Annotated in this window: 26 protein-coding genes; 24 read left to right on the plus strand and 2 right to left on the minus strand. The window is 59.5% G+C overall.

Annotated elements, in window-relative coordinates; all coding sequences use genetic code 11:
• The first annotated feature begins 23 nt into the window (after positions 1 to 23).
• The 14 genes from BFP92_RS07465 (at position 24) to ispD (ending at position 16,239) form a co-directional block, all read left to right on the plus strand.
• Positions 24 to 527 (plus strand): OmpH/Skp family outer membrane protein, encoded by a 504-nt coding sequence (locus BFP92_RS07465; protein WP_003189173.1) that lies wholly within the window; start codon positions 24 to 26, stop codon positions 525 to 527.
• A gap of 3 nt (positions 528 to 530) precedes the next feature.
• Positions 531 to 1,586: a UDP-3-O-(3-hydroxymyristoyl)glucosamine N-acyltransferase gene (gene lpxD, locus BFP92_RS07470; RefSeq protein WP_056857532.1), complete on the plus strand. Its 1,056-nt coding sequence runs from the start codon at positions 531 to 533 to the stop codon at positions 1,584 to 1,586.
• Between the two features lie 111 nt (positions 1,587 to 1,697).
• Positions 1,698 to 2,138 carry a 3-hydroxyacyl-ACP dehydratase FabZ gene (fabZ, locus tag BFP92_RS07475; RefSeq protein ID WP_003172281.1) on the plus strand — a complete coding sequence of 147 codons (441 nt, stop codon included), beginning with the start codon at positions 1,698 to 1,700 and terminating at the stop codon, positions 2,136 to 2,138.
• Positions 2,135 to 2,911 (plus strand): acyl-ACP--UDP-N-acetylglucosamine O-acyltransferase, encoded by a 777-nt coding sequence (lpxA, locus tag BFP92_RS07480; RefSeq protein ID WP_056857531.1) that lies wholly within the window; start codon positions 2,135 to 2,137, stop codon positions 2,909 to 2,911. The genes fabZ and lpxA overlap by 4 nt, the downstream gene beginning before the upstream one ends.
• 2 nt (positions 2,912 to 2,913) lie before the next feature.
• Positions 2,914 to 4,053: a lipid-A-disaccharide synthase gene (gene lpxB / locus BFP92_RS07485; protein ID WP_056857530.1), complete on the plus strand. Its 1,140-nt coding sequence runs from the start codon at positions 2,914 to 2,916 to the stop codon at positions 4,051 to 4,053.
• A complete protein-coding gene (rnhB, locus tag BFP92_RS07490; RefSeq protein ID WP_065928980.1) occupies positions 4,050 to 4,682 on the plus strand; it encodes a ribonuclease HII in 633 nt (210 codons plus the stop codon). Before lpxB ends, rnhB begins: the two co-directional genes overlap by 4 nt.
• A gap of 77 nt (positions 4,683 to 4,759) precedes the next feature.
• Positions 4,760 to 8,281, plus strand: coding sequence for a DNA polymerase III subunit alpha (gene dnaE / locus BFP92_RS07495; protein WP_065928981.1), 3,522 nt, complete (start codon positions 4,760 to 4,762; stop codon positions 8,279 to 8,281).
• A gap of 129 nt (positions 8,282 to 8,410) precedes the next feature.
• Positions 8,411 to 9,358 (plus strand): acetyl-CoA carboxylase carboxyltransferase subunit alpha, encoded by a 948-nt coding sequence (locus BFP92_RS07500; protein WP_065928982.1) that lies wholly within the window; start codon positions 8,411 to 8,413, stop codon positions 9,356 to 9,358.
• A gap of 190 nt (positions 9,359 to 9,548) precedes the next feature.
• Positions 9,549 to 10,883 carry a tRNA lysidine(34) synthetase TilS gene (gene tilS, locus BFP92_RS07505; protein ID WP_065928983.1) on the plus strand — a complete coding sequence of 445 codons (1,335 nt, stop codon included), beginning with the start codon at positions 9,549 to 9,551 and terminating at the stop codon, positions 10,881 to 10,883.
• Between the two features lie 273 nt (positions 10,884 to 11,156).
• Positions 11,157 to 12,788 carry a CTP synthase gene (locus BFP92_RS07510; RefSeq protein WP_056857526.1) on the plus strand — a complete coding sequence of 544 codons (1,632 nt, stop codon included), beginning with the start codon at positions 11,157 to 11,159 and terminating at the stop codon, positions 12,786 to 12,788.
• Between the two features lie 5 nt (positions 12,789 to 12,793).
• Positions 12,794 to 13,639, plus strand: a complete 846-nt coding sequence (gene kdsA, locus BFP92_RS07515; RefSeq protein WP_065928984.1) for a 3-deoxy-8-phosphooctulonate synthase — start codon at positions 12,794 to 12,796, stop codon at positions 13,637 to 13,639.
• A gap of 157 nt (positions 13,640 to 13,796) precedes the next feature.
• A complete protein-coding gene (gene eno, locus BFP92_RS07520; protein WP_065928985.1) occupies positions 13,797 to 15,086 on the plus strand; it encodes a phosphopyruvate hydratase in 1,290 nt (429 codons plus the stop codon).
• A gap of 170 nt (positions 15,087 to 15,256) precedes the next feature.
• Positions 15,257 to 15,535, plus strand: coding sequence for a cell division protein FtsB (gene ftsB, locus BFP92_RS07525; protein ID WP_017137157.1), 279 nt, complete (start codon positions 15,257 to 15,259; stop codon positions 15,533 to 15,535).
• Positions 15,532 to 16,239 (plus strand): 2-C-methyl-D-erythritol 4-phosphate cytidylyltransferase, encoded by a 708-nt coding sequence (gene ispD, locus BFP92_RS07530; protein WP_056857525.1) that lies wholly within the window; start codon positions 15,532 to 15,534, stop codon positions 16,237 to 16,239. Before ftsB ends, ispD begins: the two co-directional genes overlap by 4 nt.
• Before the next feature lie 112 nt (positions 16,240 to 16,351).
• Here the strand turns inward: ispD and BFP92_RS07535 are convergent, their stop codons facing one another.
• Positions 16,352 to 17,248, minus strand: coding sequence for a LysR substrate-binding domain-containing protein (locus tag BFP92_RS07535; RefSeq protein ID WP_058421678.1), 897 nt, complete (start codon positions 17,246 to 17,248; stop codon positions 16,352 to 16,354).
• Between the two features lie 109 nt (positions 17,249 to 17,357).
• On the opposite strand from BFP92_RS07535, the gene BFP92_RS07540 reads away from it, so the two are divergent.
• The 8 genes from BFP92_RS07540 to rpoS all read left to right on the plus strand — a co-directional run bounded on the left by BFP92_RS07540 (position 17,358) and on the right by rpoS (position 24,490).
• Positions 17,358 to 18,470, plus strand: coding sequence for an S-(hydroxymethyl)glutathione dehydrogenase/class III alcohol dehydrogenase (locus BFP92_RS07540; protein WP_017137160.1), 1,113 nt, complete (start codon positions 17,358 to 17,360; stop codon positions 18,468 to 18,470).
• A gap of 8 nt (positions 18,471 to 18,478) precedes the next feature.
• Positions 18,479 to 19,324: an S-formylglutathione hydrolase gene (fghA, locus tag BFP92_RS07545; RefSeq protein ID WP_065928986.1), complete on the plus strand. Its 846-nt coding sequence runs from the start codon at positions 18,479 to 18,481 to the stop codon at positions 19,322 to 19,324.
• A 54-nt stretch (positions 19,325 to 19,378) separates the two neighbouring features.
• Positions 19,379 to 19,852: a 2-C-methyl-D-erythritol 2,4-cyclodiphosphate synthase gene (gene ispF / locus BFP92_RS07550; protein WP_064451170.1), complete on the plus strand. Its 474-nt coding sequence runs from the start codon at positions 19,379 to 19,381 to the stop codon at positions 19,850 to 19,852.
• On the plus strand, positions 19,849 to 20,907 hold the full coding sequence (gene truD, locus BFP92_RS07555) for a tRNA pseudouridine(13) synthase TruD (RefSeq protein WP_065928987.1): 1,059 nt from the start codon (positions 19,849 to 19,851) through the stop codon (positions 20,905 to 20,907). The genes ispF and truD overlap by 4 nt, the downstream gene beginning before the upstream one ends.
• Positions 20,895 to 21,644, plus strand: a complete 750-nt coding sequence (gene surE / locus BFP92_RS07560) for a 5'/3'-nucleotidase SurE (protein ID WP_017137163.1) — start codon at positions 20,895 to 20,897, stop codon at positions 21,642 to 21,644. The genes truD and surE overlap by 13 nt, the downstream gene beginning before the upstream one ends.
• Positions 21,645 to 21,685: 41 nt before the next feature.
• Positions 21,686 to 22,321, plus strand: coding sequence for a protein-L-isoaspartate(D-aspartate) O-methyltransferase (locus BFP92_RS07565; RefSeq protein ID WP_169850588.1), 636 nt, complete (start codon positions 21,686 to 21,688; stop codon positions 22,319 to 22,321).
• 209 nt (positions 22,322 to 22,530) lie between these two features.
• Positions 22,531 to 23,373, plus strand: a complete 843-nt coding sequence (locus BFP92_RS07570) for a peptidoglycan DD-metalloendopeptidase family protein (protein ID WP_065928988.1) — start codon at positions 22,531 to 22,533, stop codon at positions 23,371 to 23,373.
• A 106-nt stretch (positions 23,374 to 23,479) separates the two neighbouring features.
• Positions 23,480 to 24,490: an RNA polymerase sigma factor RpoS gene (gene rpoS / locus BFP92_RS07575; RefSeq protein WP_056857520.1), complete on the plus strand. Its 1,011-nt coding sequence runs from the start codon at positions 23,480 to 23,482 to the stop codon at positions 24,488 to 24,490.
• Between the two features lie 261 nt (positions 24,491 to 24,751).
• On the opposite strand, the gene BFP92_RS07580 is transcribed toward rpoS, so the two are convergent.
• Positions 24,752 to 24,961: a cold-shock protein gene (locus BFP92_RS07580; protein ID WP_002554837.1), complete on the minus strand. Its 210-nt coding sequence runs from the start codon at positions 24,959 to 24,961 to the stop codon at positions 24,752 to 24,754.
• A 389-nt stretch (positions 24,962 to 25,350) separates the two neighbouring features.
• Between BFP92_RS07580 and dcd the strand changes: the two genes are divergently transcribed.
• Together dcd and BFP92_RS30230 are read left to right on the plus strand one after the other, a co-directional pair.
• Positions 25,351 to 25,917, plus strand: a complete 567-nt coding sequence (gene dcd / locus BFP92_RS07585; protein WP_017137166.1) for a dCTP deaminase — start codon at positions 25,351 to 25,353, stop codon at positions 25,915 to 25,917.
• A gap of 107 nt (positions 25,918 to 26,024) precedes the next feature.
• Complete coding sequence (locus BFP92_RS30230; protein WP_017137167.1) at positions 26,025 to 26,225, plus strand: hypothetical protein; 201 nt, start codon at positions 26,025 to 26,027, stop codon at positions 26,223 to 26,225.
• Positions 26,226 to 26,247 lie beyond the last annotated feature (22 nt).

Below are 26,247 nucleotides of genomic sequence, written 5' to 3' on the forward strand. Positions count from 1 at the left end.
AACGGATTCTGTAGGAGTACATCGTGCGTAAGTTGACTCAATTGGTTCTGCTGGCCACCGTGCTGGTAACCACCCCGGCCTTCGCCGAAATGAAAATCGCCGTCCTGAACTATCAGATGGCCCTGCTGGAATCCGACGCGGCCAAGCGTTACGCCGTGGATGCCGAGAAGAAGTTCGGTCCGCAACTGACCAAGCTCAAGACGCTGGAAAGCAGTGCCAAGGGTATCCAGGATCGTCTGGTAGCCGGTGGCGACAAAATGCAGCAAGGCGAGCGTGAGCGTCTGGAGCTTGAGTTCAAGCAAAAGGCCCGCGACTACCAGTTCCAATCCAAGGAACTGAACGAAGCCAAAGCCGTTGCTGACCGTGAAATGCTCAAGCAGCTCAAGCCTAAGCTCGACAGCGCTGTGGAAGAAGTCATCAAGAAAGGTGCCTTTGACCTGGTGTTCGAGCGCGGCGCCGTGATTGACGTCAAGCCTCAATACGACATCACCCGCCAGGTGATCGAGCGCATGAACCAGCTGAAGTAAGCCATGACCGCGACTATCAAGCTCGGCGAGTTGGCCGAGTTCCTGGGGGCCACCTTGCGTGGCTCCAAGGAGAAAGAAATCACTGGGCTAGCCACCTTGCAGGAGGCTGGCCCAGCTCAGTTGAGCTTCCTCGCAAATCCCCAATACCGTAAATACCTGGTCGACAGCCAAGCCGCAGCCGTGTTGCTGAAGGCCGCTGACGCCGAAGGGTTTGCCGGGGATGCGCTGGTGGTTGCCGACCCTTACCTGGCGTATGCCCGGGCGTCGCACCTGTTCGATCCAAAACCCAAGGCGGCGGCTGGTATACATCCTTCGGCCGTGATTGCCGATGATGCCCAGGTTGATCCTGCGGCCAGCATTGGTGCGTTTGCGGTGATCGAGAGTGGTGCGCGCATTGCTGCCGGCGTCACGGTGGGTGCTCATTGCTTTATCGGTGCGCGCTGTGAAATCGGCGCCGATGGTTGGCTGGCACCGCGGGTTACCCTGTACCACGACGTGCGTATTGGTGCGCGGGTGGTGATTCAGTCGGGCGCCGTGATCGGTGGTGAAGGTTTCGGTTTTGCCAACGCCAAAGGCATCTGGCACAAAATTGCCCAGGTCGGCGGCGTATTGATCGGCGATGACGTGGAAATCGGTGTCAACACCGCTGTGGATCGCGGGGCCTTGGCCGATACCGTGCTCGGTAACGGCGTGAAGCTCGACAACCAGATCCAGATCGCCCACAACGTGCAGATTGGCGATCACACTGCCATGGCGGCCTGTGTAGGCATCTCCGGCAGTACCAAGATCGGCAAGCATTGCATGCTCGCCGGTGGCGTAGGCCTGGTGGGTCATATTGAAGTTTGCGACAACGTCTTCATCACCGGCATGACCATGGTGACCCACTCGATTACCGAGCCGGGTTCCTATTCTTCCGGTACGGCCATGCAGCCGGCGGCTGAATGGCGCAAAAGTGCGGCACGTTTGCGCAAGATCGACGACATGGCCCGACGCCTCAAGCAGGTCGAAAAGCGTGTCGAGGACGTGACCCCTGGCGGTAATGCTTCATCAGAAGGCTGATACCATTTCCATATCAAGTGTGCACAGCCGCTAGACTGCCTCCTTGATTTGCTAGCGGGGCGTGCGTTTAGTTCGCCCGCCCCCAATCTTTATTACAGGCTTCCCCCCGAAATGATGGACATCAACGAGATTCGCGAATACCTGCCTCACCGTTACCCGTTCCTGCTGGTGGACCGAGTAGTGGACCTCAACGTCGAGGAAAAGCGCATTCGTGCCTACAAGAATGTCAGCATCAACGAACCGTTCTTCAATGGTCACTTCCCCGCGCATCCCATCATGCCGGGCGTGCTGATCATCGAGGCGATGGCCCAGGCTGCCGGTATCCTTGGTTTCAAAATGCTCGACCTCAAGCCTGCCGACGGGACGCTTTACTATTTCGTGGGCTCCGACAAATTGCGCTTTCGCAACCCGGTCACCCCGGGTGACCAGTTGATCCTGGAAGCCAAGTTCATCAGCTGCAAGCGCCAGATCTGGAAGTTCGAATGCCAGGCTTCGGTGGACGGCAAGCCGGTGTGCTCCGCCGAGATCATCTGCGCGGAACGCAAACTATGAGTTTGATTGACCCTCGCGCAATCATCGATCCGTCGGCCGTTCTGGCCGCCGACGTTGAGGTCGGCCCCTGGTCGATCGTCGGCGCAGGTGTTGAAATCGGCGAGGGGACTGTCATCGGGCCACACGTGATCCTCAAAGGTCCGACCCGCATTGGCAAACACAATCGCATCTACCAGTTTTCCTCGGTAGGCGAAGACACCCCGGACATGAAGTACAAGGGTGAAGAGACACGCCTGGTAATCGGTGATCACAACATCATCCGTGAAGGTGTGACCATTCACCGGGGCACTGTGCAGGATCGTGCCGAAACCACCTTGGGTGACCACAATTTGATCATGGCCTATGCGCATATCGGCCATGACAGTGTGATCGGCAACCATTGCATCCTGGTCAACAACACGGCGCTGGCCGGCCATGTGCACGTTGACGATTGGGCGATCCTGTCCGGCTTCACCCTGGTTCACCAGTATTGCCATATCGGCGCCCACAGCTTTTCCGGCATGGGCACCGCGATCGGCAAGGATGTTCCTGCATTTGTCACGGTGTTCGGCAACCCTGCCGAAGCCCGCAGCATGAACTTCGAAGGCATGCGCCGTCGTGGTTTCAGCGAAGATGCGATTCACGCCCTGCGCCGCGCCTATAAGACGGTTTACCGTCAGGGGCTGACGGTTGAACAGGCCCTGACTGAACTGACCGAGCCGGCAGCGTTGTTCCCGGAAGTTGCGGTGTTCCGTGACTCTATCCAGGCATCGACCCGCGGCATCACCCGCTGATCATGGCTAATCTGCGAATCGCGCTGGTGGCCGGTGAAGCTTCCGGCGATATTCTGGGCGCTGGCCTGATGCGGGCACTCAAGGCCCAGCATCCTGCAGTGGAGTTTATCGGTGTGGGCGGCCCGCTAATGCAGGCCGAAGGTCTGACCTCCTACTTTCCCATGGAGCGCCTGTCGGTCATGGGGCTGGTGGAGGTGCTGGGCCGCCTGCGTGAGTTGCTGGCGCGCCGCAAGCTGCTGATTCAAACCCTGATCGAAGAAAAGCCCGACGTCTTTATTGGCATCGATGCGCCGGACTTCACCCTCAATATCGAGCTCAAGTTGCGTCAGGCCGGCATCAAGACCGTGCATTACGTCAGCCCGTCCGTATGGGCGTGGCGGCAGAAGCGCGTGCTGAAGATCCGTGAGGGTTGCGACTTGATGCTGACCTTGCTGCCGTTCGAGGCCAGGTTTTACGAAGAGAAGGGCGTGCCGGTGCGGTTTGTCGGGCATACCTTGGCCGACACTATCCCACTGCAAGCTGATCGCGCCGCCGCGCGTGCCGAGCTGGGCTTGCCCGACGGTCCGCTGGTGGCACTGATGCCGGGCAGTCGTGGCGGTGAAGTCGGGCGTCTGGCCAGTGTGTTTTTCGAGGCTGCCGAACGCCTGCAAGCCTTGAAGCCAGGCGTGCGTTTCGTGTTGCCTTGCGCCAGCCCGCAACGGCGTGCACAAATCGAGACGTTGCTCGAAGGCCGCACTCTGCCGTTGACCTTGCTCGACGGCCAGTCGCACCTGGCACTTGCCGCTTGTGATGCGGTACTGATTGCCTCGGGCACCGCGACCCTGGAGGCGCTGCTGTACAAGCGCCCAATGGTGGTGGCTTATCGCCTGGCGCCGCTGACGTTCTGGATTCTCAAGCGCATGGTCAAGAGCCCTTACATCTCCTTGCCTAACCTGCTGGCCCAACGCCTGCTGGTGCCGGAGTTGTTGCAGGACGATGCGACGCCCGAAGCCCTGGCACAAACCCTACTACCCTTGATCGACGGCGGCGAAGAGCAGACCCGTGGTTTTGACGACATCCACCGCACCCTGCGGCGTGATGCATCGAACCAGGCGGCCGATGCCGTATTAACCTTGATCGGGCAAAAACAGGACGCTTTATGACCACGCAAATGGGCCTGGATTTCAGTCTGGTCGCACACGCCGACGCACTGGTCGCCGGTGTGGATGAAGTAGGGCGCGGCCCGTTGTGTGGCGCGGTGGTGACGGCGGCGGTGATCCTCGACCCAAATCGCCCGATCCTCGGTCTCAATGACTCGAAAAAACTCACCGAAGCACGCCGTGAAAAGCTCTACGACGAGATCTGCGAAAAAGCGTTGAGCTGGCACATCGCCCGGGCTGAAGTCGAAGAGATCGATGAACTGAACATCCTTCACGCGACCATGCTGGCCATGCAGCGCGCCGTCGAAGGGCTGCACATCACGCCGAAAATGGCGATGATCGACGGCAACCGCTGCCCCAAACTGGCGATGCCTTCAGAAGCCGTGGTCAAGGGCGATAGCAAGGTTCCGGCGATTGCCGCCGCCTCGATCCTGGCCAAGGTCAGCCGCGACCGCGAAATGGCGGCGTTCGAATTGATCTATCCGGGTTATGGCATCGGTGGTCATAAAGGCTACCCGACGCCCGTTCATCTGGAAGCCCTGGCTCGCCTGGGCCCGACGCCGATCCACCGTCGCTCGTTCGCCCCGGTCCGCCAGGCTTACGAGGCGCGCGAGAGCCTGATCGGGGTTTAGTCGCGAGGCTGATGTTTTGCTCAAGGCCCGGTACAATCCCGGGCCTTGTTGTTTCTAAGTTTTTAGACAGGATCACTATGCCGGCTTCATTCGTTCACCTGCGCCTGCACACTGAATACTCCCTGGTCGACGGCCTTGTACGGATCAAACCGCTGGTCAAAACCCTGGTGGGCATGAACATGCCTGCGGTGGCGGTTACCGATCAAAACAACATGTGTTCCCTGGTCAAATTCTACAAAAACGCCATGGGCGCCGGCATCAAGCCGATCTGTGGCGTCGACCTGTGGCTGTCGAACAAAGACCCGGATAACCCACTGAGTCGCATCAGCCTGTTGGCGATGAATGGCGTGGGTTATCGCAACCTCACCGAATTGATCTCCCGCGGGTTTATCGACGGCCAGCGCAACGGCTCGATCATTATCGAGCGTGAATGGGTAGCCGAGGCGAGCGAGGGCGTGATCATGCTCTCGGCCGCCAAGGAAGGTGAGATCGGTATCGCGCTGCTGGGCGGCAACCCCCAGGAAGCCGAAGTGCTGGCTCGCGAGTGGATGGACGTCTTCCCCGATCGCTTCTACCTGGAAGTTCAGCGCACCAACCGCCCCAACGATGAAGAGCACCTGCACGCCGCGGTGGCCCTGGCCGACAAGCTGGGCGCGCCGCTGGTTGCGACCAACGATGTGCGCTTTATCAAGAAAGAAGATTTCGAGGCCCACGAAACCCGTGTGTGCATCGGCGAAGGCCGGGCCCTGGATGACCCGCGTCGCTCCAAGAACTACAGCGAAGAGCAGTACCTCAAAAGTGCCGATGAAATGGCCGAGCTGTTCAGCGACCTGCCTGAGGCGCTGGAAAACTCGGTCGAAATCGCCAAGCGCTGCAATATTGAAGTGAAGCTGGGCAAGCACTTCCTGCCCAACTTCCCGATTCCCGATGGCATGACCATCGACGAGTATTTCCGCAAGGTGTCGTTCGACGGCCTGGAAGAGCGCTTAAGCGTTCTGCTGCCCAAGGACACCACCGAAGACTATGAGGCCAAGCGCCAGGTCTACGTTGACCGGCTGAATTTCGAGCTGGATATCATTATCCAGATGGGGTTCCCCGGTTACTTCCTGATCGTGATGGACTTTATCCAGTGGGCCAAGAGCAACGGCGTGCCGGTAGGCCCAGGCCGGGGTTCGGGTGCCGGGTCGCTGGTGGCCTATGTGCAGAAGATCACCGACCTTGACCCGCTGGAATACGACCTGCTGTTCGAACGGTTCCTGAACCCGGAACGGGTTTCCATGCCCGACTTCGACGTCGACTTCTGCATGGACGGTCGCGACCGTGTGATCGAGTACGTGGCCGAGAAATACGGCCGCAACGCCGTGAGCCAGATCATCACCTTCGGTTCCATGGCGGCCAAGGCCGTAATCCGCGACGTAGCGCGGGTGCAGGGTAAGTCCTACGGCCTGGCGGACCGTCTGTCGAAGATGATTCCGTTTGAAGTCGGCATGACCCTTGAGAAGGCTTATGAGCAGGAAGAAATCCTGCGCGACTTTATCAAGGTCGATGAAGAAGCCGCCGAAATCTGGGACATGGCGCGCAAACTCGAAGGTGTGGTGCGTAACGTCGGTAAACACGCCGGCGGTGTGGTGATTGCGCCGACCAAGCTCACTGATTTTTCGCCGATTTATTGCGATGAAGAAGGCGATGGCCTGGTCACCCAGTTCGACAAGGATGATGTGGAGGCGGCCGGCCTGGTGAAGTTCGACTTCCTCGGCCTGCGAACCCTGACGATCATCGACTGGGCGCTCAAGACCATCAACCGCGAACGCGCCAAGGTCGACGAGGAGCCGCTGGATATCGCGTTTATCCCGCTGGATGACAAACCTACCTACCAGCTGCTGCAAAAAGCCGAAACCACGGCGGTGTTCCAGCTTGAGTCGCGTGGCATGAAAGAGCTGATCAAAAAGCTCAAGCCCGACTGCCTGGAAGACTTGATCGCACTGGTGGCCCTGTTCCGTCCTGGCCCGCTGCAATCGGGCATGGTGGACGACTTTATCAACCGTAAGCACGGCCGCGCCGAACTGGCGTATCCGCACTCCGATTACCAGTATGAAGGCCTCAAGCCGGTACTGGCACCGACCTACGGCATCATCCTGTATCAAGAACAGGTGATGCAGATTGCCCAGGTGATGGCGGGTTACACCCTCGGCGGCGCAGACATGCTGCGTCGCGCCATGGGTAAGAAAAAACCCGAGGAAATGGCCAAGCAGCGCGGTGGTTTCATTGAGGGTTGCGCCACCAACAATATCGACGCGGACCTGGCCGGTAACATTTTCGACCTGGTAGAGAAGTTCGCCGGTTACGGCTTCAACAAATCCCACTCTGCCGCCTACGGCCTGGTGTCGTACCAGACCGCGTGGCTGAAAGCCCACTACCCGGCGCCGTTCATGGCGGCGGTACTCTCGGCGGATATGCACAACACCGACAAGGTCGTGACCTTGATCGAGGAAGTGCGCACCATGAAGCTGCGCCTCGACGCGCCGGACGTGAACGCCTCGGAGTTCAAGTTCACGGTGAACGACGAAGGCCGCATCATCTATGGCCTGGGCGCCATCAAGGGCGTGGGCGAAGGCCCGGTCGAAGCGATCACCGAGGCGCGTCAGCACGGGCCGTTCGAGGATCTGTTCGACTTCTGCGCACGGGTCGACCTTAAGCGTATCAACAAGCGCACCCTCGATGGTTTGATCCGCAGTGGGGCACTTGACCGTCTCGGCCCGTATTTCCATGATGAGCCCAAGGCTTACCAGGCGAATATCGACCGCAACCGTGCGGTGCTGCTCACCGCCATGGAAGAAGCGATCAAGGCCGCCGAACAGACCGCCCGCACCCATGACAGCGGCCACGCCGACCTGTTTGGCGGGCTGTTTGTCGAGGAAGATGCCGACGTTTATGCCAACCATCGCAAGGCCAAGGAACTGACCCTCAAGGAGCGTCTCAAAGGTGAGAAGGACACCCTGGGCCTGTACCTGACCGGTCACCCGATTGACGAGTACGAGGGTGAAATACGCCGTTTCGCCCGCCAGCGCATCATCGATCTGAAGCCGGCGCGCGATACCCAGACCGTCGCCGGCATGATCATCGCCCTGCGGGTGATGAAAAATAAGAAGGGCGACAAAATGGGCTTTATTACCCTTGATGACCGCTCGGGTCGCATCGAGGCGTCGCTGTTTGCCGATGCGTTCCACTCCGCGCAGTCGCTGCTGCAGACCGATGCCATGGTGGTGGTGGAGGGTGAGGTCAGCAACGATGACTTCTCCGGCGGCCTGCGCCTGCGGATCAAGCGGGTGATGAGCATGGAAGATGCGCGCACCAACCTGGCCGAAAGCCTGCGCCTGAAGGTCAAGACCGAAGCCCTCAAAGGCGATCAGCTACGCTGGTTGGGTGACCTGCTCAAACGTCACCGCGGCGCGTGCCCGGTGACCATGGAGTACACCGGCAACGACGCCAAGGCGATGTTGCAGTTTGGCGAGACGTGGCGAATTGATCCCGCTGATGGCTTGATTCAAGCTTTGCGTGACCAGTTCGGGCGAGACAACGTCTTCCTCCAATACCGCTGACGGTCAGATAAGTCTGATCTCGGCTGAACATTTAATCTCGACCTAAACGCGCCTCTCCCTTAAGGTAGGGCGCGAATAGACAACCGGCTGGCCAGGCACTCCCTGGCCGTCGACCCAAGACGGACGCTTATGAACCCGAATTTTCTTGATTTCGAACAGCCGATCGCTGACCTGCAAGCCAAGATTGAAGAACTGCGCCTGGTCGGCAATGACAATTCGCTGAATATCGGCGATGAGATCGCTCGCCTGCAAGACAAGAGCAGCTCGCTCACCGAAGACATCTTCGGCAAGCTGACCAGCTGGCAGATCGCGCGCCTGGCCCGCCACCCGCGCCGTCCGTACACCCTGGACTACATTCAGCACATTTTCACCGAGTTCGACGAGCTGCATGGCGACCGCCACTTCTCTGACGACGCAGCCATCGTGGGCGGTATCGCTCGCCTGGACGACCAGCCAGTGATGGTGATCGGTCACCAGAAAGGCCGTGAAGTGCGTGAAAAGGTGCGTCGCAACTTCGGCATGCCGCGCCCGGAAGGCTACCGCAAGGCCTGCCGCCTGATGGAAATGGCCGAACGCTTCAAGATGCCGATCCTGACCTTCATCGACACCCCGGGTGCCTACCCGGGTATCGACGCCGAAGAGCGCAACCAGAGCGAAGCGATTGCCTGGAACCTGCGTGTGATGTCCCGCTTGAAAACCCCGATCATCGCCACCGTGATTGGTGAAGGTGGTTCCGGCGGTGCGCTGGCCATTGGCGTCTGCGACCAACTGAACATGCTGCAATATTCGACCTACGCGGTGATTTCGCCGGAAGGTTGCGCCTCGATTCTGTGGAAAACCGCCGAAAAAGCCCCGGACGCTGCCGAAGCCATGGGTATCACCGCCGATCGCCTCAAAGGCCTGGGCATCGTGGATAAGGTTATCGCCGAGCCATTGGGCGGCGCCCATCGCGACCCGGCTGCCGCTGCTGCGACTATCCGTGCCGAGCTGGGTTCGCAACTGGCGATGCTCAAGAAGCTGGACAATGAAGCGCTGCTCAAGCGTCGTTATGAGCGCCTGATGAGCTACGGCCTCTAAGTCGACGCAGTACCCAATGTGGGAGCTGGCTTATGTGGGAGCTGGCTTGCCTGCGATAGCGTCAACTCGGTGTAACAGATAAACCGAGTTGTCTGCATCGCGGGCAAGCCCGGCTCCCACACAAGCCCGCTCCCACATTTGCTTTGTGTATGCTGGGTTATCGCTTTCCAGATTGATGGCGTACTTTGCTATGAAGCCCACCCTGACCGCCAAACTCCTGCAAAACCTCACCCCTTGGCGCAACGCCCCCGCCTGGCATGTCGCCTTTTCTGGCGGCCTTGATTCCACCGTCCTGCTGCACTTCCTGGCCTCCCTGGCAAACACCGAAACCCTGCCGCCCCTCAGCGCAATCCATGTTCACCATGGCCTGCAAGCGGCCGCCGATGCCTGGCCAGGTCATTGCCAAGCCGTCTGTGACGAGCTGGGCGTGCCTTTGCAGGTGATGCGCGTGCAAGTCCAGTCGGGTGCCAGCCTTGAACGTGCAGCGCGTGATGCGCGCTACCGGGCGTTTACCGAGGTGACCGGGGCAGGGCAGGTGCTGCTCACCGGCCAGCATCGTGACGACCAAGCCGAAACCCTGCTGTTTCGCCTGTTGCGCGGCGCGGGGGTGCGAGGCTTGGCGGCCATGCCGGCGCATCGCCCATTGGCGGGGGCGCACTTGGCTGACGGACACTTGGTACGGCCGTTGCTGGATGTCTCACGCGCCGAGCTGCAAGCCTATGCGCAGCAGCATCAGTTGCAGTGGATCGAAGACCCTTCCAATTCCGATTCCCGGTTTGCACGCAATTACTTGCGCCATCGTGTGTTCCCGCTGCTGACCGAGCGCTGGCCCCAAGCCGTCGCCAGCCTGGCCCGTACTGCCGAGCACTTGAGCGAAGCCCAGGCCTTGCTCGACGAATTGGCCGTCATTGACCTGCAAGCCGCCGACCCACCTTCGCCGTTTCCCTGGCTGGCCTTGCCGTCATTGGCCCTCGCTCCCTTGCGCGGGCTTTCCGACGCCCGCCAGCGCAATGCCCTGCGCCATTGGCTGACGCCGCTGACGCGTTTACCCGACAGCGACCACTGGGCCGGTTGGTATGCCTTGCGGGATGCCAAGGGTGATGCGCAACCGCTGTGGCGCCTGGCCGATGGTCAGTTGCACCGCAGCGGCGAGCGCGTGTGGTGGCTGCCTTCCACCTACTCAGAGTTTTCCGACGCGCCGGTGAGCTGGCCCCATCCGCAAAACCCACTAGAGTTACCGGGTAATGGTCAGCTTGAGTTTATCGGAGACGCGCCCGCAGGCCCGTTGGTGATTCGATATCGCCAAGGCGGCGAAATCATCGATGTGCCTGGTCGAGGCCGGCGGGACTTGAAGCGCCTGCTGAATGAAAGTGGCTTGCCAGGTTTCATCCGTGGCAGATTGCCGCTGCTCTATCAGGGCGAGCAATTGCTGGCTGTCCCAACCCTTGCGGGACTATGGGCCTGCTCGGCTGGCAAGTGGCGATTACATTGGATGCCACAGACGTGCGATCAAGGTTTGAGCTGATAGAGGCTTTCCGGTAGACTACGCTCCCTTCTTGATACAACTTCTGTGGATTCAGCTGAATCGCAGCAGTTGCCGATTACCAAGCAGTCTTTGCTGGGCGATTCCAAAAAATGTGTAGCGATCAACGTACCGGTGTTTCATTGCTGGTCTGTCACCACGCGGCGGTTTTTTTGAAAGGTGCACTGTGATTAATGCAGGTGATCGGGGGCTTCGGCCTTCCTTCGCTTTCCCCGGCGGCTCGGACCGCTTTAACGCAGACTTCTAGGGTTTTTCATGACGCGCTACATATTCGTCACGGGCGGTGTTGTTTCTTCATTGGGGAAAGGCATTGCCTCCGCTTCATTGGCGGCCATCCTGGAGGCGCGGGGACTTAAGGTCACCATGCTCAAGCTGGACCCGTACATCAACGTTGACCCGGGCACCATGAGCCCGTTCCAGCACGGTGAAGTGTTCGTCACCCACGACGGCGCCGAAACCGACCTGGACCTGGGCCACTACGAGCGGTTCATCCGCACGACCATGACCCAGAACAACAACTTCACCACCGGCCGTGTCTACGAGCACGTGCTGCGCAAAGAGCGTCGTGGTGACTACCTGGGTGCAACCATCCAGGTGATCCCGCACATCACCGACGAAATCAAGCGCCGCATCATCAAGGGTGCAGGCGATGCCGACGTGGCAATGGTCGAGATTGGTGGCACCGTAGGTGACATCGAATCCCAACCGTTCCTCGAAGCCATCCGCCAACTGCGTTTCGAAATCGGCGCCAAGCGCGCGATGCTGATGCACCTTACCCTGGTGCCGTACATCGCCACCGCCGGCGAGACCAAAACCAAGCCGACCCAGCATTCGGTCAAGGAACTGCGTTCCATCGGCCTGCAGCCGGACGTACTGATCTGTCGCTCCGATCACCCGATCGACATTTCCTCGCGTCGCAAGATCGCGCAATTCACCAACGTTGAAGAACGTGCGGTGATTGGCCTGGAAGACGCCGACACCATCTACAAGATCCCGGGCATCCTGCATGCGCAAGGCCTGGATGATTTTGTGGTCGAGCGCTTCGGTCTGCAGTGCGGCAGTGCCGACCTCTCCGAATGGGAAGCGGTAGTCGACGCCAAGCTCAACCCTGAGCACGAAGTCACCATCGCCATGGTCGGCAAGTACATGGAACTGCTGGACGCGTACAAGTCGTTGATCGAAGCGATGAGCCACGCCGGTATCAGCAACCGTACCAAGGTCAACCTGCGCTACATCGACTCCGAAGACATCGAGAACCAGGGCACTGCGCTGCTCGAAGGTGTTGACGCGATCCTCGTACCCGGCGGTTTCGGCCTGCGTGGCGTGGAAGGCAAGATCACTGCCGTTCAATACGCCCGTGAAAACAAAGTGCCATACCTGGGTATCTGCCTGGGCATGCAAGTGGCCGTTATCGAGTTCGCCCGTAACGTGCTGGGCTGGAAAGACGCCAACTCCACCGAGTTCGATCACACCAGCGGCCACCCGGTCGTGGGCCTGATCACCGAGTGGGAAGACGCCACCGGCGCCGTTGAAACCCGCACCGAAACCTCCGACCTGGGCGGCACCATGCGCCTTGGCGCGCAGGACTGCCTGCTGGAGCCGGGTTCGCTGGTTCACGACTGCTACGGCAAGGACGTGATCGTCGAGCGTCACCGTCACCGCTACGAAGTGAACAACAACCTGCTGCCGCAGATCAAAGAAGCCGGCCTGAAAATCTCCGGTCGCTCCGGTGATGGCAAGCTGGTTGAGGTGGTCGAGGCACCGGATCATCCGTGGTTCGTGGCCTGCCAGTTCCACCCTGAGTTCACCTCGACCCCGCGCGACGGTCACCCGTTGTTCAGCGGTTTCGTTAAAGCAGCACTGACGCAACATCAGAAGAAGGCGTAAACCTGATGGCCCAGAAGATCATTCGCGTAGGCGACATCGAGATTGCCAACGACAAGCCCATGGTGCTGTTCGGCGGCATGAACGTGCTGGAAAGCCGTGACATGGCGATGCAGGTCTGTGAAGCGTACGTAAAAGTGACCGAGAAGCTCGGTATCCCTTACGTATTCAAGGCCAGCTTCGACAAGGCCAACCGCTCGTCCGTGACCTCCTATCGTGGGCCCGGCCTCGAAGAAGGCATGCGGATCTTCCAGGACATCAAGCAAGCCTTCGGCGTGCCGATCATCACCGACGTCCACGAGCCTGAACAGGCTGCCGTGGTCGCCGAGGTGTGCGACATCATTCAGTTGCCGGCCTTCCTGTCGCGCCAGACCGATCTGGTCGTGGCGATGGCCAAGACCGGCGCTGTGATCAATATCAAGAAAGCCCAGTTTCTCGCGCCCCAGGAAATGAAACACATCCTGAACAAGTGCGTGGAAGCGGGTAACGACCAGTTGATCCTCTGCGAACGCGGTTCGAGCTTCGGCTACAACAACCTCGTGGTGGACATGCTCGGTTTCGGCATCATGAAACAGTTCGAATACCCGGTGTTCTTCGACGTGACCCACGCGCTGCAAATGCCCGGTGGTCGCGCCGATTCCGCTGGCGGGCGACGTGCCCAGGTGCTGGACCTGGCCAAGGCGGGCATCAGCCAGTCGCTGGCGGGCCTGTTCCTGGAAGCTCACCCGGACCCGGACAACGCCAAGTGCGACGGCCCTTGCGCCCTGCGCCTGGACAAGCTGGAGCCGTTTTTGGCCCAGTTGAAGCAGTTGGACGAACTGGTCAAGAGTTTTCCGACGGTAGAGACCGCGTAAGCCGCGTTTCTCCGGTAAAGTATCCCACGCTAAACGCTCAGGCCTGCGGGCCTGAGCCTTGTCGCCTGCAAGCCTGCCCTGTTGTTCCACCCTTGCGGTCGGTCAAAAGATTTCCTACAGCTGCGTCGTTTTCGTCAACTTTGGAGTGTTTACAACAATGGCAAAAATCGTCGACATCAAAGGTCGTGAAGTTCTCGACTCCCGTGGCAACCCCACCGTCGAAGCCGACGTGCTTCTCGATAACGGCATCATCGGCAGCGCCTGCGCGCCGTCCGGTGCGTCTACCGGTTCGCGCGAAGCGCTGGAACTGCGCGATGGCGACAAGAGCCGTTACCTGGGCAAAGGTGTACTCAAAGCTGTAGCCAACATCAACGGCCCGATCCGTGACCTGTTGCTGGGCAAAGACCCGCTGGACCAGAAAGCCCTGGACCACGCGATGATCAAGCTCGACGGCACCGAAAACAAAGGCAGCCTGGGCGCCAACGCCATCCTCGCCGTGTCCCTGGCCGCTGCCAAGGCTGCTGCACAGGACCAGGACCTGCCGCTGTACGCGCACATCGCCAACCTGAACGGCACCCCGGGTGTTTACTCGATGCCGGTGCCGATGATGAACATCATCAACGGTGGTGAGCACGCCGATAACAACGTCGACATCCAGGAATTCATGGTGCAGCCGGTGGGCGCCAAGACCTTCTCCGAAGGCCTGCGCATGGGTACCGAGATTTTCCATCACCTCAAGGCTGTGCTGAAGGCCCGTGGCCTGAGCACTGCGGTCGGTGACGAAGGTGGTTTCGCGCCGAACCTGGCGTCCAACGAAGATGCACTCAAAGTCATCTCCGAAGCCGTGGCCAATGCCGGCTACAAGCTGGGCACCGACGTGACCCTGGCCCTGGACTGCGCGGCCAGCGAATTCTACGAAGACGGCAAATACAACCTGTCCGGCGAAGGCCACGTGTTCACATCGGAAGGTTTTGCCGACTACCTCAAAGGCCTGACCGAGCGCTACCCGATCATCTCGATCGAAGATGGCCTGGACGAGTCCGACTGGGATGGCTGGAAAGTCCTTACCGACAAGATCGGCGAGAAAATCCAGCTGGTGGGCGACGACCTGTTCGTCACCAACACCAAGATCCTGAAAGAAGGCATCGACAAAAAGATCGCCAACTCGATCCTGATCAAATTCAACCAGATCGGCACCCTGACCGAAACCCTGGAAGCCATCCAGATGGCCAAGGCTGCGGGCTACACTGCCGTGATCTCGCACCGCTCCGGCGAAACCGAAGACTCGACCATTGCCGACCTGGCTGTGGGCACCTCGGCAGGTCAGATCAAGACCGGTTCGCTGTGCCGTTCCGACCGCGTGTCCAAGTACAACCAATTGCTGCGTATCGAAGAGCAACTGGCAGGTAAGGCCAAGTACAACGGTCGCAGCGAGTTTCGCGGCTGATTGTTAAGTGGTAAAAGTCTAAGGATTGTGTCGGAAAGTTCACGACAGTGTGTATTTCGGCGCTAATCTGACGGCTATCAAGCACAAGCCTGGGTCTTCCAGGCTTCGTGCTATCAGTTGCTGTAAAAGTTTTACATGGCTGTCTTTTTTTACTGGATACCCGGATTTCGATGCGCAGTCCCAATTGGTTGTTCCTCGTCTTGCTCTTGTTGCTGGCTGGCCTGCAATACCGCCTATGGGTGGGTAATGGCAGCTTTGCGCAGGTAAAAGAGTTGACCCAGCAGATTGCCGACCAGCATGCCGAAAACGAACGTCTGCTGGAGCGCAACCGCGTCCTCGATGCCGAAGTGCTTGAGCTGAAAAAAGGTACGGAGACCGTTGAAGAGCGGGCTCGCCATGAGTTGGGCATGGTCAAGGAGGGTGAAACCCTCTACCAGTTGGCCCAATGATTGAGTCTTTACCGGCCTTCTGGGCCGTGATTCCTGCCGCGGGCGTGGGTGCCCGTATGGCTGCGGACCGTCCCAAGCAGTATCTGCAACTGGGCGGACGCACTATTCTGGAACACAGCCTTGGCTGTTTTCTCGACCATCCAGGCCTCAAGGGGCTGGTGGTCAGTCTTGCTGTTGATGATCCTTACTGGCCAAACCTGCCGTGTGCCAACGACCCACGCATCGTGCGTGCGGACGGCGGCGACGAGCGCTCGGGCTCGGTGCTCAATGCGTTGTTGCAACTCAACGCCCTGGGCGCCAGTGATGATGACTGGGTGCTGGTGCATGACGCAGCGCGGCCGAACCTGAGCCGGGATGACCTCGACAAACTCCTGGCTGAACTGGCCGATGATCCCGTTGGTGGCCTGCTGGCCGTGCCGGCTCGCGACACGCTCAAACGCGTCGACAAGCATGGCCGTGTGGTCGAAACCGTCGACCGCAGCCTGATCTGGCAGGCGTATACGCCGCAGATGTTTCGCCTTGGCGCCTTGCACCGCGCCTTGGCTGACAGCCTGGTGGCCGATGCGGTGATCACCGATGAAGCCTCGGCCATGGAATGGTCCGGTCAAGCGCCGCGCTTGATCGAGGGGCGATCGGACAACATCAAGGTGACCCGGCCGGAAGATCTTGAATGGCTCAGGTTGCGGTGGGCTAACCGCAGGTAGTCAGTTAAACCGTGTCGACTTCATCGCAGGCAAGCCAGCTCCCACCTTTGAAATGCATTCCCTTGTGGGAGCCGGGCTTGCCCGCGATGAGGCCGGTACAGGCGCCGAATAATCAGCCACAGTACTCCGGCCTTTCAGCCAATCCTGCCTTCAAAAAGTCCACCAGTTTGCGAACCTTCGGCGACAAATGCCGCTGCTGCGGATACAACGCCCACACCGCCGTATTCGGCGGCTGATGCGCCTCCAGCAATGACACCAGCGCGCCACTGTGCAAATGTTCCAGCACGTAATAATCCGGCAGTTGGCACAACCCAACCCCTTGCAGCGCCGCGTCCAGTACCGCCTGCCCACTGTTGCAGCGCCAGTTTCCCTGCACCCGTTGGGAAAATTCCCGCCCATCCTGAGCCAGTTGCCAGATATCCGAGCTGCCGATCAGGCAGTTATGCCGACTCAATTCCGACAAACTATGTGGCCGACCATACCGCGCCAGGTAGGACGGCGACGCGCACAGGTACATGCGCCGAGGCGCCAGGCGGCTGGCGACCATGCGTGAGTCTTGCAAGCGCCCCAGGCGAATCGCCAGGTCCAGCCCCTCGTGCACCAGGTCCAACTGGCGATTACTCAATTCAATATCCACGCGCAGTTGGGGGTACAGCCCCATGAACCGCGTGACCAACGGCACGATAAAGCGCTCCCCATACGCCACCGCACAGGTCATGCGCAACATGCCTTTTGGCTCGCTGGTGAGATCGCCCACCGCGCGCAAGGCTTCTTCACGACCATCCTGCAAGCGCTGGCAATGTTGCAGAAAGGTCTGGCCGGCTTCGGTCAGGGTTACCTTGCGCGTACTGCGGTAGAGCAAGCGCGTTTGCAGCCGTTCTTCCAGGCGCGCCACCTGCCGGCTGATATGCGATGAAGAAACCCCAAGGCGCTCGGCCGCCGCCGTGAACTGGCTGCACTCGGCCACAGCAACGAACTCATCGATGCCTTCCCAGCGGTTTTCCAGCATGTTGATTATCCCTGTATGGCAATAATGTTTTGCTTTTGCCTGGATTATTCATCACTGAGCCATGTTTTACACTCACTGCCTCAGTTTTTAACTCCCTGGAGAAACCCGGATGATCAAGTCTCGCGCCGCCGTAGCCTTCGAAGCGAAAAAGCCCCTTGAGATTGTTGAAGTGGATGTCGCCATGCCCAAGGCCGGCGAGGTGCTGTTGCGTGTGGTTGCGTCCGGCGTGTGCCATACCGACGCCTACACCTTGTCGGGCGCCGACCCGGAAGGCATCTTCCCGTCGATCCTCGGACACGAGGGCGGTGCGGTGGTTGAAGCGATCGGCGAGGGCGTGACCTCGGTCGCGGTTGGCGACCACGTGATCCCGCTGTACACCCCGGAATGCGGCAAGTGCAAATTCTGCCTGTCGGGCAAGACCAACCTGTGCCAGGCCATCCGCTCCACCCAGGGCAAAGGCCTGATGCCCGACGGCACCACGCGTTTCTCCTACAAGGGCCAGCCGATTTTCCATTACATGGGTACCTCGACTTTCTCCGAGTACACCGTGTTGCCGGAAATCTCCGTGGCCAAGATCCCTAAAGAAGCACCGCTGGAAAAAGTCTGCCTGCTGGGCTGTGGCGTTACCACCGGCATCGGTGCAGTGATCAACACCGCCAAGGTCAAGCCAGGCGACACCGTGGCCATCTTCGGCCTTGGCGGCATCGGCCTGTCGGCGGTGATCGGCGCGGTGAAAGCCAAGGCCGGTCGCATCATTGCCATCGACATTAACCCGGCCAAGTTCGAAATCGCCAAGCAACTGGGCGCCACCGACTGCATTAACCCGAAAGACTACGACCGCCCAATCCAGGACGTGATCGTCGACTTGACCGACGGCGGCGTGGACTTCTCCTTTGAGTGCATCGGCAACGTACAACTGATGCGCGCCGCGCTTGAGTGCTGCCACAAAGGCTGGGGCGAGTCGGTGATCATCGGTGTGGCCGGTGCCGGCCAGGAAATTTCCACCCGCCCATTCCAGCTGGTCACCGGCCGCGTCTGGCGCGGGTCGGCGTTCGGCGGCGTGCGCGGCCGCACCGAATTGCCAAGCTATGTGGAAATGGCCCAGACCGGCGAGATCCCGCTGGACACCTTTATCACCCACACCATGGGCCTGGAAGACATCAACAAAGCGTTTGACCTGATGCATGAAGGCAAGAGCATTCGTACCGTCATCCACTTCTGAGGTCGGCCATGAACCTGGAAAACCTGTCGTGCCAGAAGAGCTTCGGCGGCTGGCATAAACGCTACAAGCATCATTCCGATGTGCTCGGTTGCGACATGACGTTCGCTGTCTACTTGCCGCCGCAGGCGGAGCAGGGCGGCAAGTTGCCAGTGCTGTACTGGCTGTCGGGGCTGACCTGCACCGATGAGAACTTCATGCAAAAGGCCGGCGCCCAGCGCATGGCCGCCGAGCTTGGGTTGATCATCGTCGCACCCGACACCAGCCCGCGTGGGCCGGGTGTGCCGGGCGACCCGGACAACGCCTGGGACTTTGGCCTCGGCGCCGGCTTCTACCTGAATGCCACGCAGGAACCCTGGGCCAAGCACTATCGGATGCATGACTATGTCGTGCAGGAATTGCCTGCCTTGGTTGAAGCGCATTTCCCGGCTTCAGACAAGCGCGGCATCAGCGGCCACTCCATGGGCGGTCACGGTGCGCTGGTGTGTGCCTTGCGCAACCCGGGGCGTTACCAATCGGTGTCGGCGTTTTCGCCGATCAACAACCCGATGGATTGCCCGTGGGGCCAGAAAGCCTTCTCCCGTTACCTGGGCGAAGAACGCGCCAAATGGCGCGAGTGGGATGCCTGCGTGCTGATCAGCGAAGCCTCGGAAAAACTGCCGTTGCTGGTAGACCAGGGTGATCGCGACGATTTCCTTGCCGTGCAGCTTAAGCCTGAGGCGTTGCAGCAAGCGGCCAAGGCCGCCAACCATCCGCTGGAACTGCGCCTGCAGCCGGGTTATGACCACAGCTACTTCTTTATCGCCAGCTTCATCGAAGACCATTTGCGACATCATGGTCGTGCTTTGCTCGGTTAATGTGAGGCAAAAGTAGGTAGAATCACGCCCTGAATTAAATCGGGGCGTTTTTTTATGCGTATTGGCCACGGCTATGATGTGCACCGTTTCGCTGAAGGCGATTTCATCACCTTGGGCGGCGTGCGCATTGCACACCACCATGGGTTGCTGGCTCATTCCGACGGCGACGTTGTGCTGCACGCCTTGAGCGATGCTCTGCTCGGCGCGGCCGCGTTGGGCGATATCGGCAAGCACTTTCCAGACACCGACCCGAGCTTCAAGGGCGCGGACAGCCGTGTGTTGTTGCGCCATGTGGTCGGCCTGATCCACGCCAAGGGCTGGAAGGTCGGCAACGTCGACAACACCATCGTGGCCCAGGCACCGAAAATGGCCCCGCATATCGAGTCGATGCGCGCGCTGATTGCCGCCGACCTGCAAATTGAATTGGATCAAGTCAACGTGAAAGCCACCACCACCGAAAAGCTCGGGTTTACCGGCCGGGAAGAGGGCATCGCGGTGCACTCCGTCGCCTTGTTGCTGCGCGCATGAATGATCTGCAATTGCTGGGCCCGCGTGCCTATGGCGAGGCCCTGGGCCGCGCGGTTTTGAAAGCGACGGCTGAAGATTTCCAGGTCGACGAAGTGCTGGACATTCCCCTGAGCGGCGACGGTGAGCACCTGTGGCTGTGGGTCGAAAAGCGCGGCCTGAATACCGAAGAGGCTGCGCGCCGTATCGCCAAGGCTGCCGGCGTGCCCTTGCGCACCGTCAGCTACGCCGGGCTCAAGGATCGTCAGGCGTTGACCCGTCAGTGGTTCAGCGTGCAATTGCCAGGCAAGGCCGACCCGGACATGAGCGGCGCCGAAAACGACACCCTCAAGATTCTTAAGATGGGCCGCCACAGGCGCAAGCTGCAACGCGGCGCGCATTCGGCCAACGGCTTTACCCTGCGCCTGACCCAATTGGCCGGCGATACCGCCGCCATTGACGCACGCTTGCAACTGATCGCCCAGCACGGCATCCCGAACTACTTCGGCGCCCAGCGTTTCGGCCATAACGGCGGCAATGTCGTGGATGCCCGTGATTGGGCGGCGCGCAAGGCGTTGCCGGAACAGCGCAATGTGCGTTCGCGGCTGCTGTCGACCGCGCGCAGCTTTCTGTTTAACAAAGTGTTGGCGGCGCGGGTTGCGGACGGCTCCTGGCAGCGTGCCCAGGTCGGTGACCTGCTGGCGTTTACCGACAGTCGCAGTTTTTTCCCGGCGGGCGAGGCTGAATGCAGCGACCCGCGCCTGGCGATTCTGGACCTGCACCCCACCGGCCCGCAGTGGGGCGAGGGTGATTCACCGGCCGGCGGCGCGACCCATACGCTTGAGCAAACCATTGCCGCCAGCGAGCCAGAGCTGCGCGATTGGCTGGTGAGCGCCGGCATGAGCCAGGAACGTCGCATTCTGCGACTGCCCATTGGCGGGTTGACGTGGCATTATCCCGGTCCTGACATTCTGCAATTGGAATTCGTCCTGCCGGCCGGATGCTTCGCCACTGTGTTGGTGCGCGAGCTTGTTGATCTGGTGCCGGTGGGGCCGACGGACAACCCATGCGTATTCTGATATCAAACGATGACGGTGCCACCGCACCCGGTCTTGCCGCGCTTTATGCTGCGCTGCAGGATTACGCCGAGTGCGTGGTGGTTGCCCCGGACCAGGACAAGAGCGGCGCCAGCAGTTCGCTGACGCTCGACCGTCCGCTGCACCCGCAGGTTCTGGCCAATGGCTTTATCAGCGTGAACGGCACCCCCACCGACTGCGTGCACCTGGCAATCAACAGCTTGTTGGACCAGGAGCCGGATCTGGTGGTGTCGGGCATCAACCTGGGCGCCAACCTGGGCGATGACGTGCTGTATTCCGGCACCGTGGCGGCGGCCCTTGAAGGGCGTTTCCTGGGGCGCACTTCGTTCGCTTTTTCGTTTGCCTCACGGCAACTGGATAACCTGGCGACGGCGGCGTACTTCGCCCGCAAGCTGGTGGAGGCCCACGGCTCCCTGGACTTGCCGCCGCGCACGGTGCTCAACGTCAATATTCCCAATTTGCCCCTCGACCATATCCGCGGCATTCAGCTGACCCGCCTGGGCCATCGCGCCCGTGCGGCAGCGCCGTTGAAGGTGGTCGACCCGCGTGGCAAGGAAGGTTACTGGATTGCTGCCGCCGGCGATGCCGAAGATGGCGGCCCCGGCACCGACTTTCATGCGGTGATGCAAGGTTATGTTTCGATTACCCCGTTGCAGCTCGATCGCACCTTCAGTGATGCCTTCAGTAGTCTGGATGGTTGGCTTGAGGGGCTGCGTTAATGGCGCGTGAACAAGACGACCTGTTGCGTCGTGGTATCGGGATGACCTCCCAGCGTACCCGCGAGCGTTTGATCCAGCGTCTGTATGAAGAAGGTCTGTCCAACGCCCAGGTGCTGGAAGTCATCCGGCGCACGCCTCGGCATCTGTTCGTGGATGAGGCGCTGGCGCATCGCGCCTATGAAGACACTGCGTTGCCGATTGGCCACAACCAGACCATCTCGCAGCCTTATATGGTTGCACGCATGAGTGAGCTGTTGCTGGCGGCGGGGCCGTTGGACAAGGTGCTGGAGATCGGCACCGGCTCGGGTTACCAGACCGCTGTGCTCTCGCAACTGGTGGAACGGGTGTTCTCGGTGGAGCGCATCAAGGTCCTGCAGGACCGCGCCAAGGAGCGCCTGGTGGAGCTCAACCTGCGCAACGTGGTGTTTCGTTGGGGCGACGGTTGGGAAGGCTGGCCGGCGCTGGCGCCGTATAACGGCATTATCGTCACGGCGGTCGCCACCGACGTACCCCAGGCGTTGCTCGATCAGCTCGCCCCCGGCGGGCGCCTGGTCATCCCGGTGGGCTCTGGCGAAGTGCAACAATTGATGCTCATTATCCGTGAGGACGAAGGTTTTTCCCGGCATGTACTGGGTGCCGTGCGCTTCGTTCCGCTGCTCAATGGCCCGCTGGCCTGATCATTTCTTTGTAAACAGTGAATTCTGTTGATGGGGATGTGTCTTACGGCGGGGCTTATTGAGTCAACATGATTGGACGCCGGGTTTAAACACGATGAATTTTTCGTTTCAGTCGTGTACCGGTAAAAAGCCAATGCCCAGTTATACTTGCGACATATTTCAAGCCTGATACAGGCATTCATGTTCGGCCAGCACAAAGGGAGCGGCGGGTGAGTCTCACAGGTCTTGCGCAGCGTATGAGTAAAACAAGTTTTCAGCGACTGGTGCTTGGCCTCGTCTTGAGTTCCTTATTGGTGGGTTGCTCAAGCTCTCCGTCCAGTGGCGCTCGGGTTGTCGACCGAAGCGGTGCCAGCGCCGTGCCGCAAAAACCGACGGTCACCACCGGGCAATATGTAGTGCGAAAGGGGGACACGATGTTCTCGATCGCCTTCCGTTACGGCTGGGATTACAAGGCGCTCGCAGCTCGTAACAATATTCCTGTGCCCTATACGATACATCCGGGGCAAACCATCCGTTTCGATGGGCGTACCGGTTCGGCCTCGACGGCAGTTGTGACAAAGTCCGGATCCTCGGCCTCGTCTTCAAGCAAAACCACGATCATCACCAGGCCTGCGGGCACCGCCGCGCCTGCGGTTGCGAGCAAGCCGGCAGCTGCGCCGTTGCCACCTGCCGGGCCGGCACCGACCGGTTGGGGATGGCCTTCAAACGGGGTGCTGATTGGAAAATTCTCTTCAAACGGTAGTTTGAATAAAGGCATTGATATCGCCGGGGATTTGGGACAGCCTGTTTTAGCTGCGTCTGATGGGACAGTGGTTTACGCCGGGAGTGGTTTACGGGGCTACGGCGAGCTGGTCATCATCAAACACAGCGATACCTACGTCAGTGCCTACGGTCATAACCGCAGGCTGTTGGTTCGGGAGGGGCAGCAGGTCAAAGTCGGACAGACAATTGCCGAAATGGGGTCAACTGGTACAGACCGGGTGAAACTGCACTTTGAGATTCGCCGCCAAGGGAAACCTGTAGACCCGCTGCAATTCCTACCCCGTCGTTGATGTGTTGCACAGCCTGTTCCCTCACGTAGAAGGAACAGGCTCCAGCGTTGCCAAGGATAAAGGCGTCGCTTGAGCTTGAGGTCGAACTCACCAAAGGACTATAACAATGGCTCTCAGTAAAGAAGCGCCGGAGTTTGACATCGACGATGAGGTTCTCCTTGAAATGGAGATACTCACCGAAAAGGAATCGATGTCGAATGATGAAGGGTCTCCAACTCCTTCAGTTCGCACCAAATCCAAGAACTCCACCGCGTTGAAGCAACACAAGTACATTGACTACACGCGGGCGCTCGACGCCACGCAGCTGTATCTCAATGAAATCGGCTTTTCCCCTTTGCTGACTCCCGAAGAAGAAGTCCATTTTGCGCGCTTGTCGCAAAAGGGCGATCCGGCTGGGCGCAAGCGCATGATTGAAAGCAACCTGCGGCTGGTGGTGAAAATCGCCCGACGCTACGTCAATCGTGGCCTGTCGCTGCTGGACCTGATCGAGGAGGGCAACCTGGGCTTGATCCGGGCGGTGGAGAAGTTCGACCCTGAGCGGGGCTTCCGCTTCTCTACCTATGCCACCTGGTGGATTCGCCAGACCATCGAACGGGCGATCATGAATCAGACCCGCACGATCCGGTTGCCGATCCATGTGGTCAAGGAGCTCAACGTCTACCTGCGGGCGGCACGTGAGCTGACACAAAAACTCGATCATGAACCTTCGCCTGAAGAAATCGCCAACCTGCTGGAAAAACCGGTGGGAGAGGTCAAGCGCATGCTCGGCTTGAATGAGCGCGTGTCTTCGGTCGATGTCTCGCTGGGTCCTGATTCGGATAAAACCCTGCTGGACACCCTGACGGATGATCGCCCGACAGATCCTTGTGAGCTGTTGCAGGACGATGATCTTTCCCAAAGCATTGACCAGTGGTTGTCGGAGCTCACGGACAAGCAGCGCGAGGTGGTGATTCGCCGCTTCGGCCTGCGCGGCCATGAGAGCAGCACCCTGGAGGATGTAGGCCTGGAAATCGGCCTGACCCGTGAGCGGGTGCGGCAGATCCAGGTAGAGGGCCTCAAACGCTTGCGTGAGATCCTTGAGAAGAATGGCTTGTCGAGTGAGTCGTTGTTCCAATAAGCGACGCTGAACAAAATGTGGGAGCAGACTTTATGTAGGAACTGGCTTGCCAGCTTCCACATAAAGTCTGCTCCCACATTTTTTTTGTACCTGCCCTGATCGTTCCCACGCTCTGCGTGGGAACGCAGCCCAGTACGCAGAGCGTCCCCAAGCGTGACGCAGAGCGTCACAAGAGGCATTCCCACGCAGAGCGTGGGAACGATCAGGCATAAAAAAACCCCGCTTTTAAGGGCGGGGTTTTTTCGACTAAGTCAGTACAAGTTAGATAACTTGAACTTCTTCAGCTTGCATGCCTTTCTGACCGCGGGTAGCGATGAAAGAAACCTGTTGGCCTTCTTTCAGGCTTTTGAAGCCGTCGGATTGGATAGCTTTGAAGTGAACGAACAGGTCGTCACCGGATTGTGGAGTGATGAAGCCGAAGCCTTTTTCATCGTTGAACCACTTAACGGTACCAGTTTGGCGATTAGACATGGTGTAACTCCTTGAACAAAGTTAACTGCGACTCAGGAAAAGCCCTGGCCGAGACTGAGTGCAAAGAGCAGGAAAAATTCTTGGAGATGGTTGGATCGAAATTCAACATATCGTGTAGAGATTCTCAGTGACACAAGCAACACAGTGACGTCACCTTAACCGTTTTTACCGAACGTGCCAATGGTATTTCCGAAGGTTTCTCTATTTTCGTGACTGGCGGTGGTATTTACAGTCGCCTGGCGCTGCTGCGTCGGCCCCGGCCACAGTGGCGGCCGCTTATGGCAGGCAGCACATTCATCAACAAATGCCCCGCGCCCTTTGAACCCCAAGGCCGGCCCCGGTAAGATGCCCAACAGAATTTTTCCACCTCGCTATTCAGGACACCCGCCATGAGCATCAAATCGGACAAGTGGATTCGCCGCATGGCGCAAGAACACGGCATGATCGAACCCTTCGTTGAGCGCCAGATCCGTGGCGAAGGCGCGGCTCCCGTGATTTCCTACGGTGTGTCCAGCTACGGCTACGACGTGCGCTGCGCCGATGAATTCAAGGTGTTCACCAACATCAACTCGGCGATCGTCGACCCGAAGAACTTCGACGAAAAGAGCTTCGTCGACGTCAAGAGCGACGTGTGCATCATTCCGCCAAACTCCTTTGCCCTGGCGCGCACCGTGGAATTCTTCCGGATTCCCCGTGATGTGCTGACCATCTGCCTGGGTAAAAGCACCTACGCACGCTGCGGCATCATCGTTAACGTGACGCCCCTTGAGCCGGAGTGGGAAGGCCACGTGACCCTGGAGTTCTCCAACACCACCACCTTGCCGGCCAAGATCTACGCCAACGAAGGCGTGGCGCAGATGCTGTTCCTGCAGTCCGACGAAGCCTGTGAAGTGTCCTATAAAGACCGCGCCGGCAAGTACCAGGGCCAGCGCGGCGTCACTCTCCCACGCGCTTGATCGAAAGGTCTTACACGTAAAGGGAATTAGTCTGCGTGAAGTGACTCTATTGGGTGTACTGCCTCGGCGCGTGCAAAACGCGCCGAGCCACGCTTGAGGAGTACTTTATGAAGATCGACCCGCGAATCAGCGCCGAACTCGCCCGGCTTGAACCCAACCAGATTGGTGTTTTGGCCTGGTCCCTGATGGCCGACCCTGCATATGCGGGCGGCATCCCTGGTCAACCTGACGAAGATTGGCCACAGCAGCCCACCGAGCCCGGTGAGCCAGTCCTTCCCGATGAGCCGCCTCCAGCGCCTGTCGCCTGATTTATCAAAAGACATGGCTGGC

The sequence above is a fragment of the Pseudomonas sp. 58 R 3 genome (assembly GCF_900006605.1).
Taxonomy (GTDB): Bacteria; Pseudomonadota; Gammaproteobacteria; order Pseudomonadales; family Pseudomonadaceae; genus Aquipseudomonas; species Aquipseudomonas salomonii.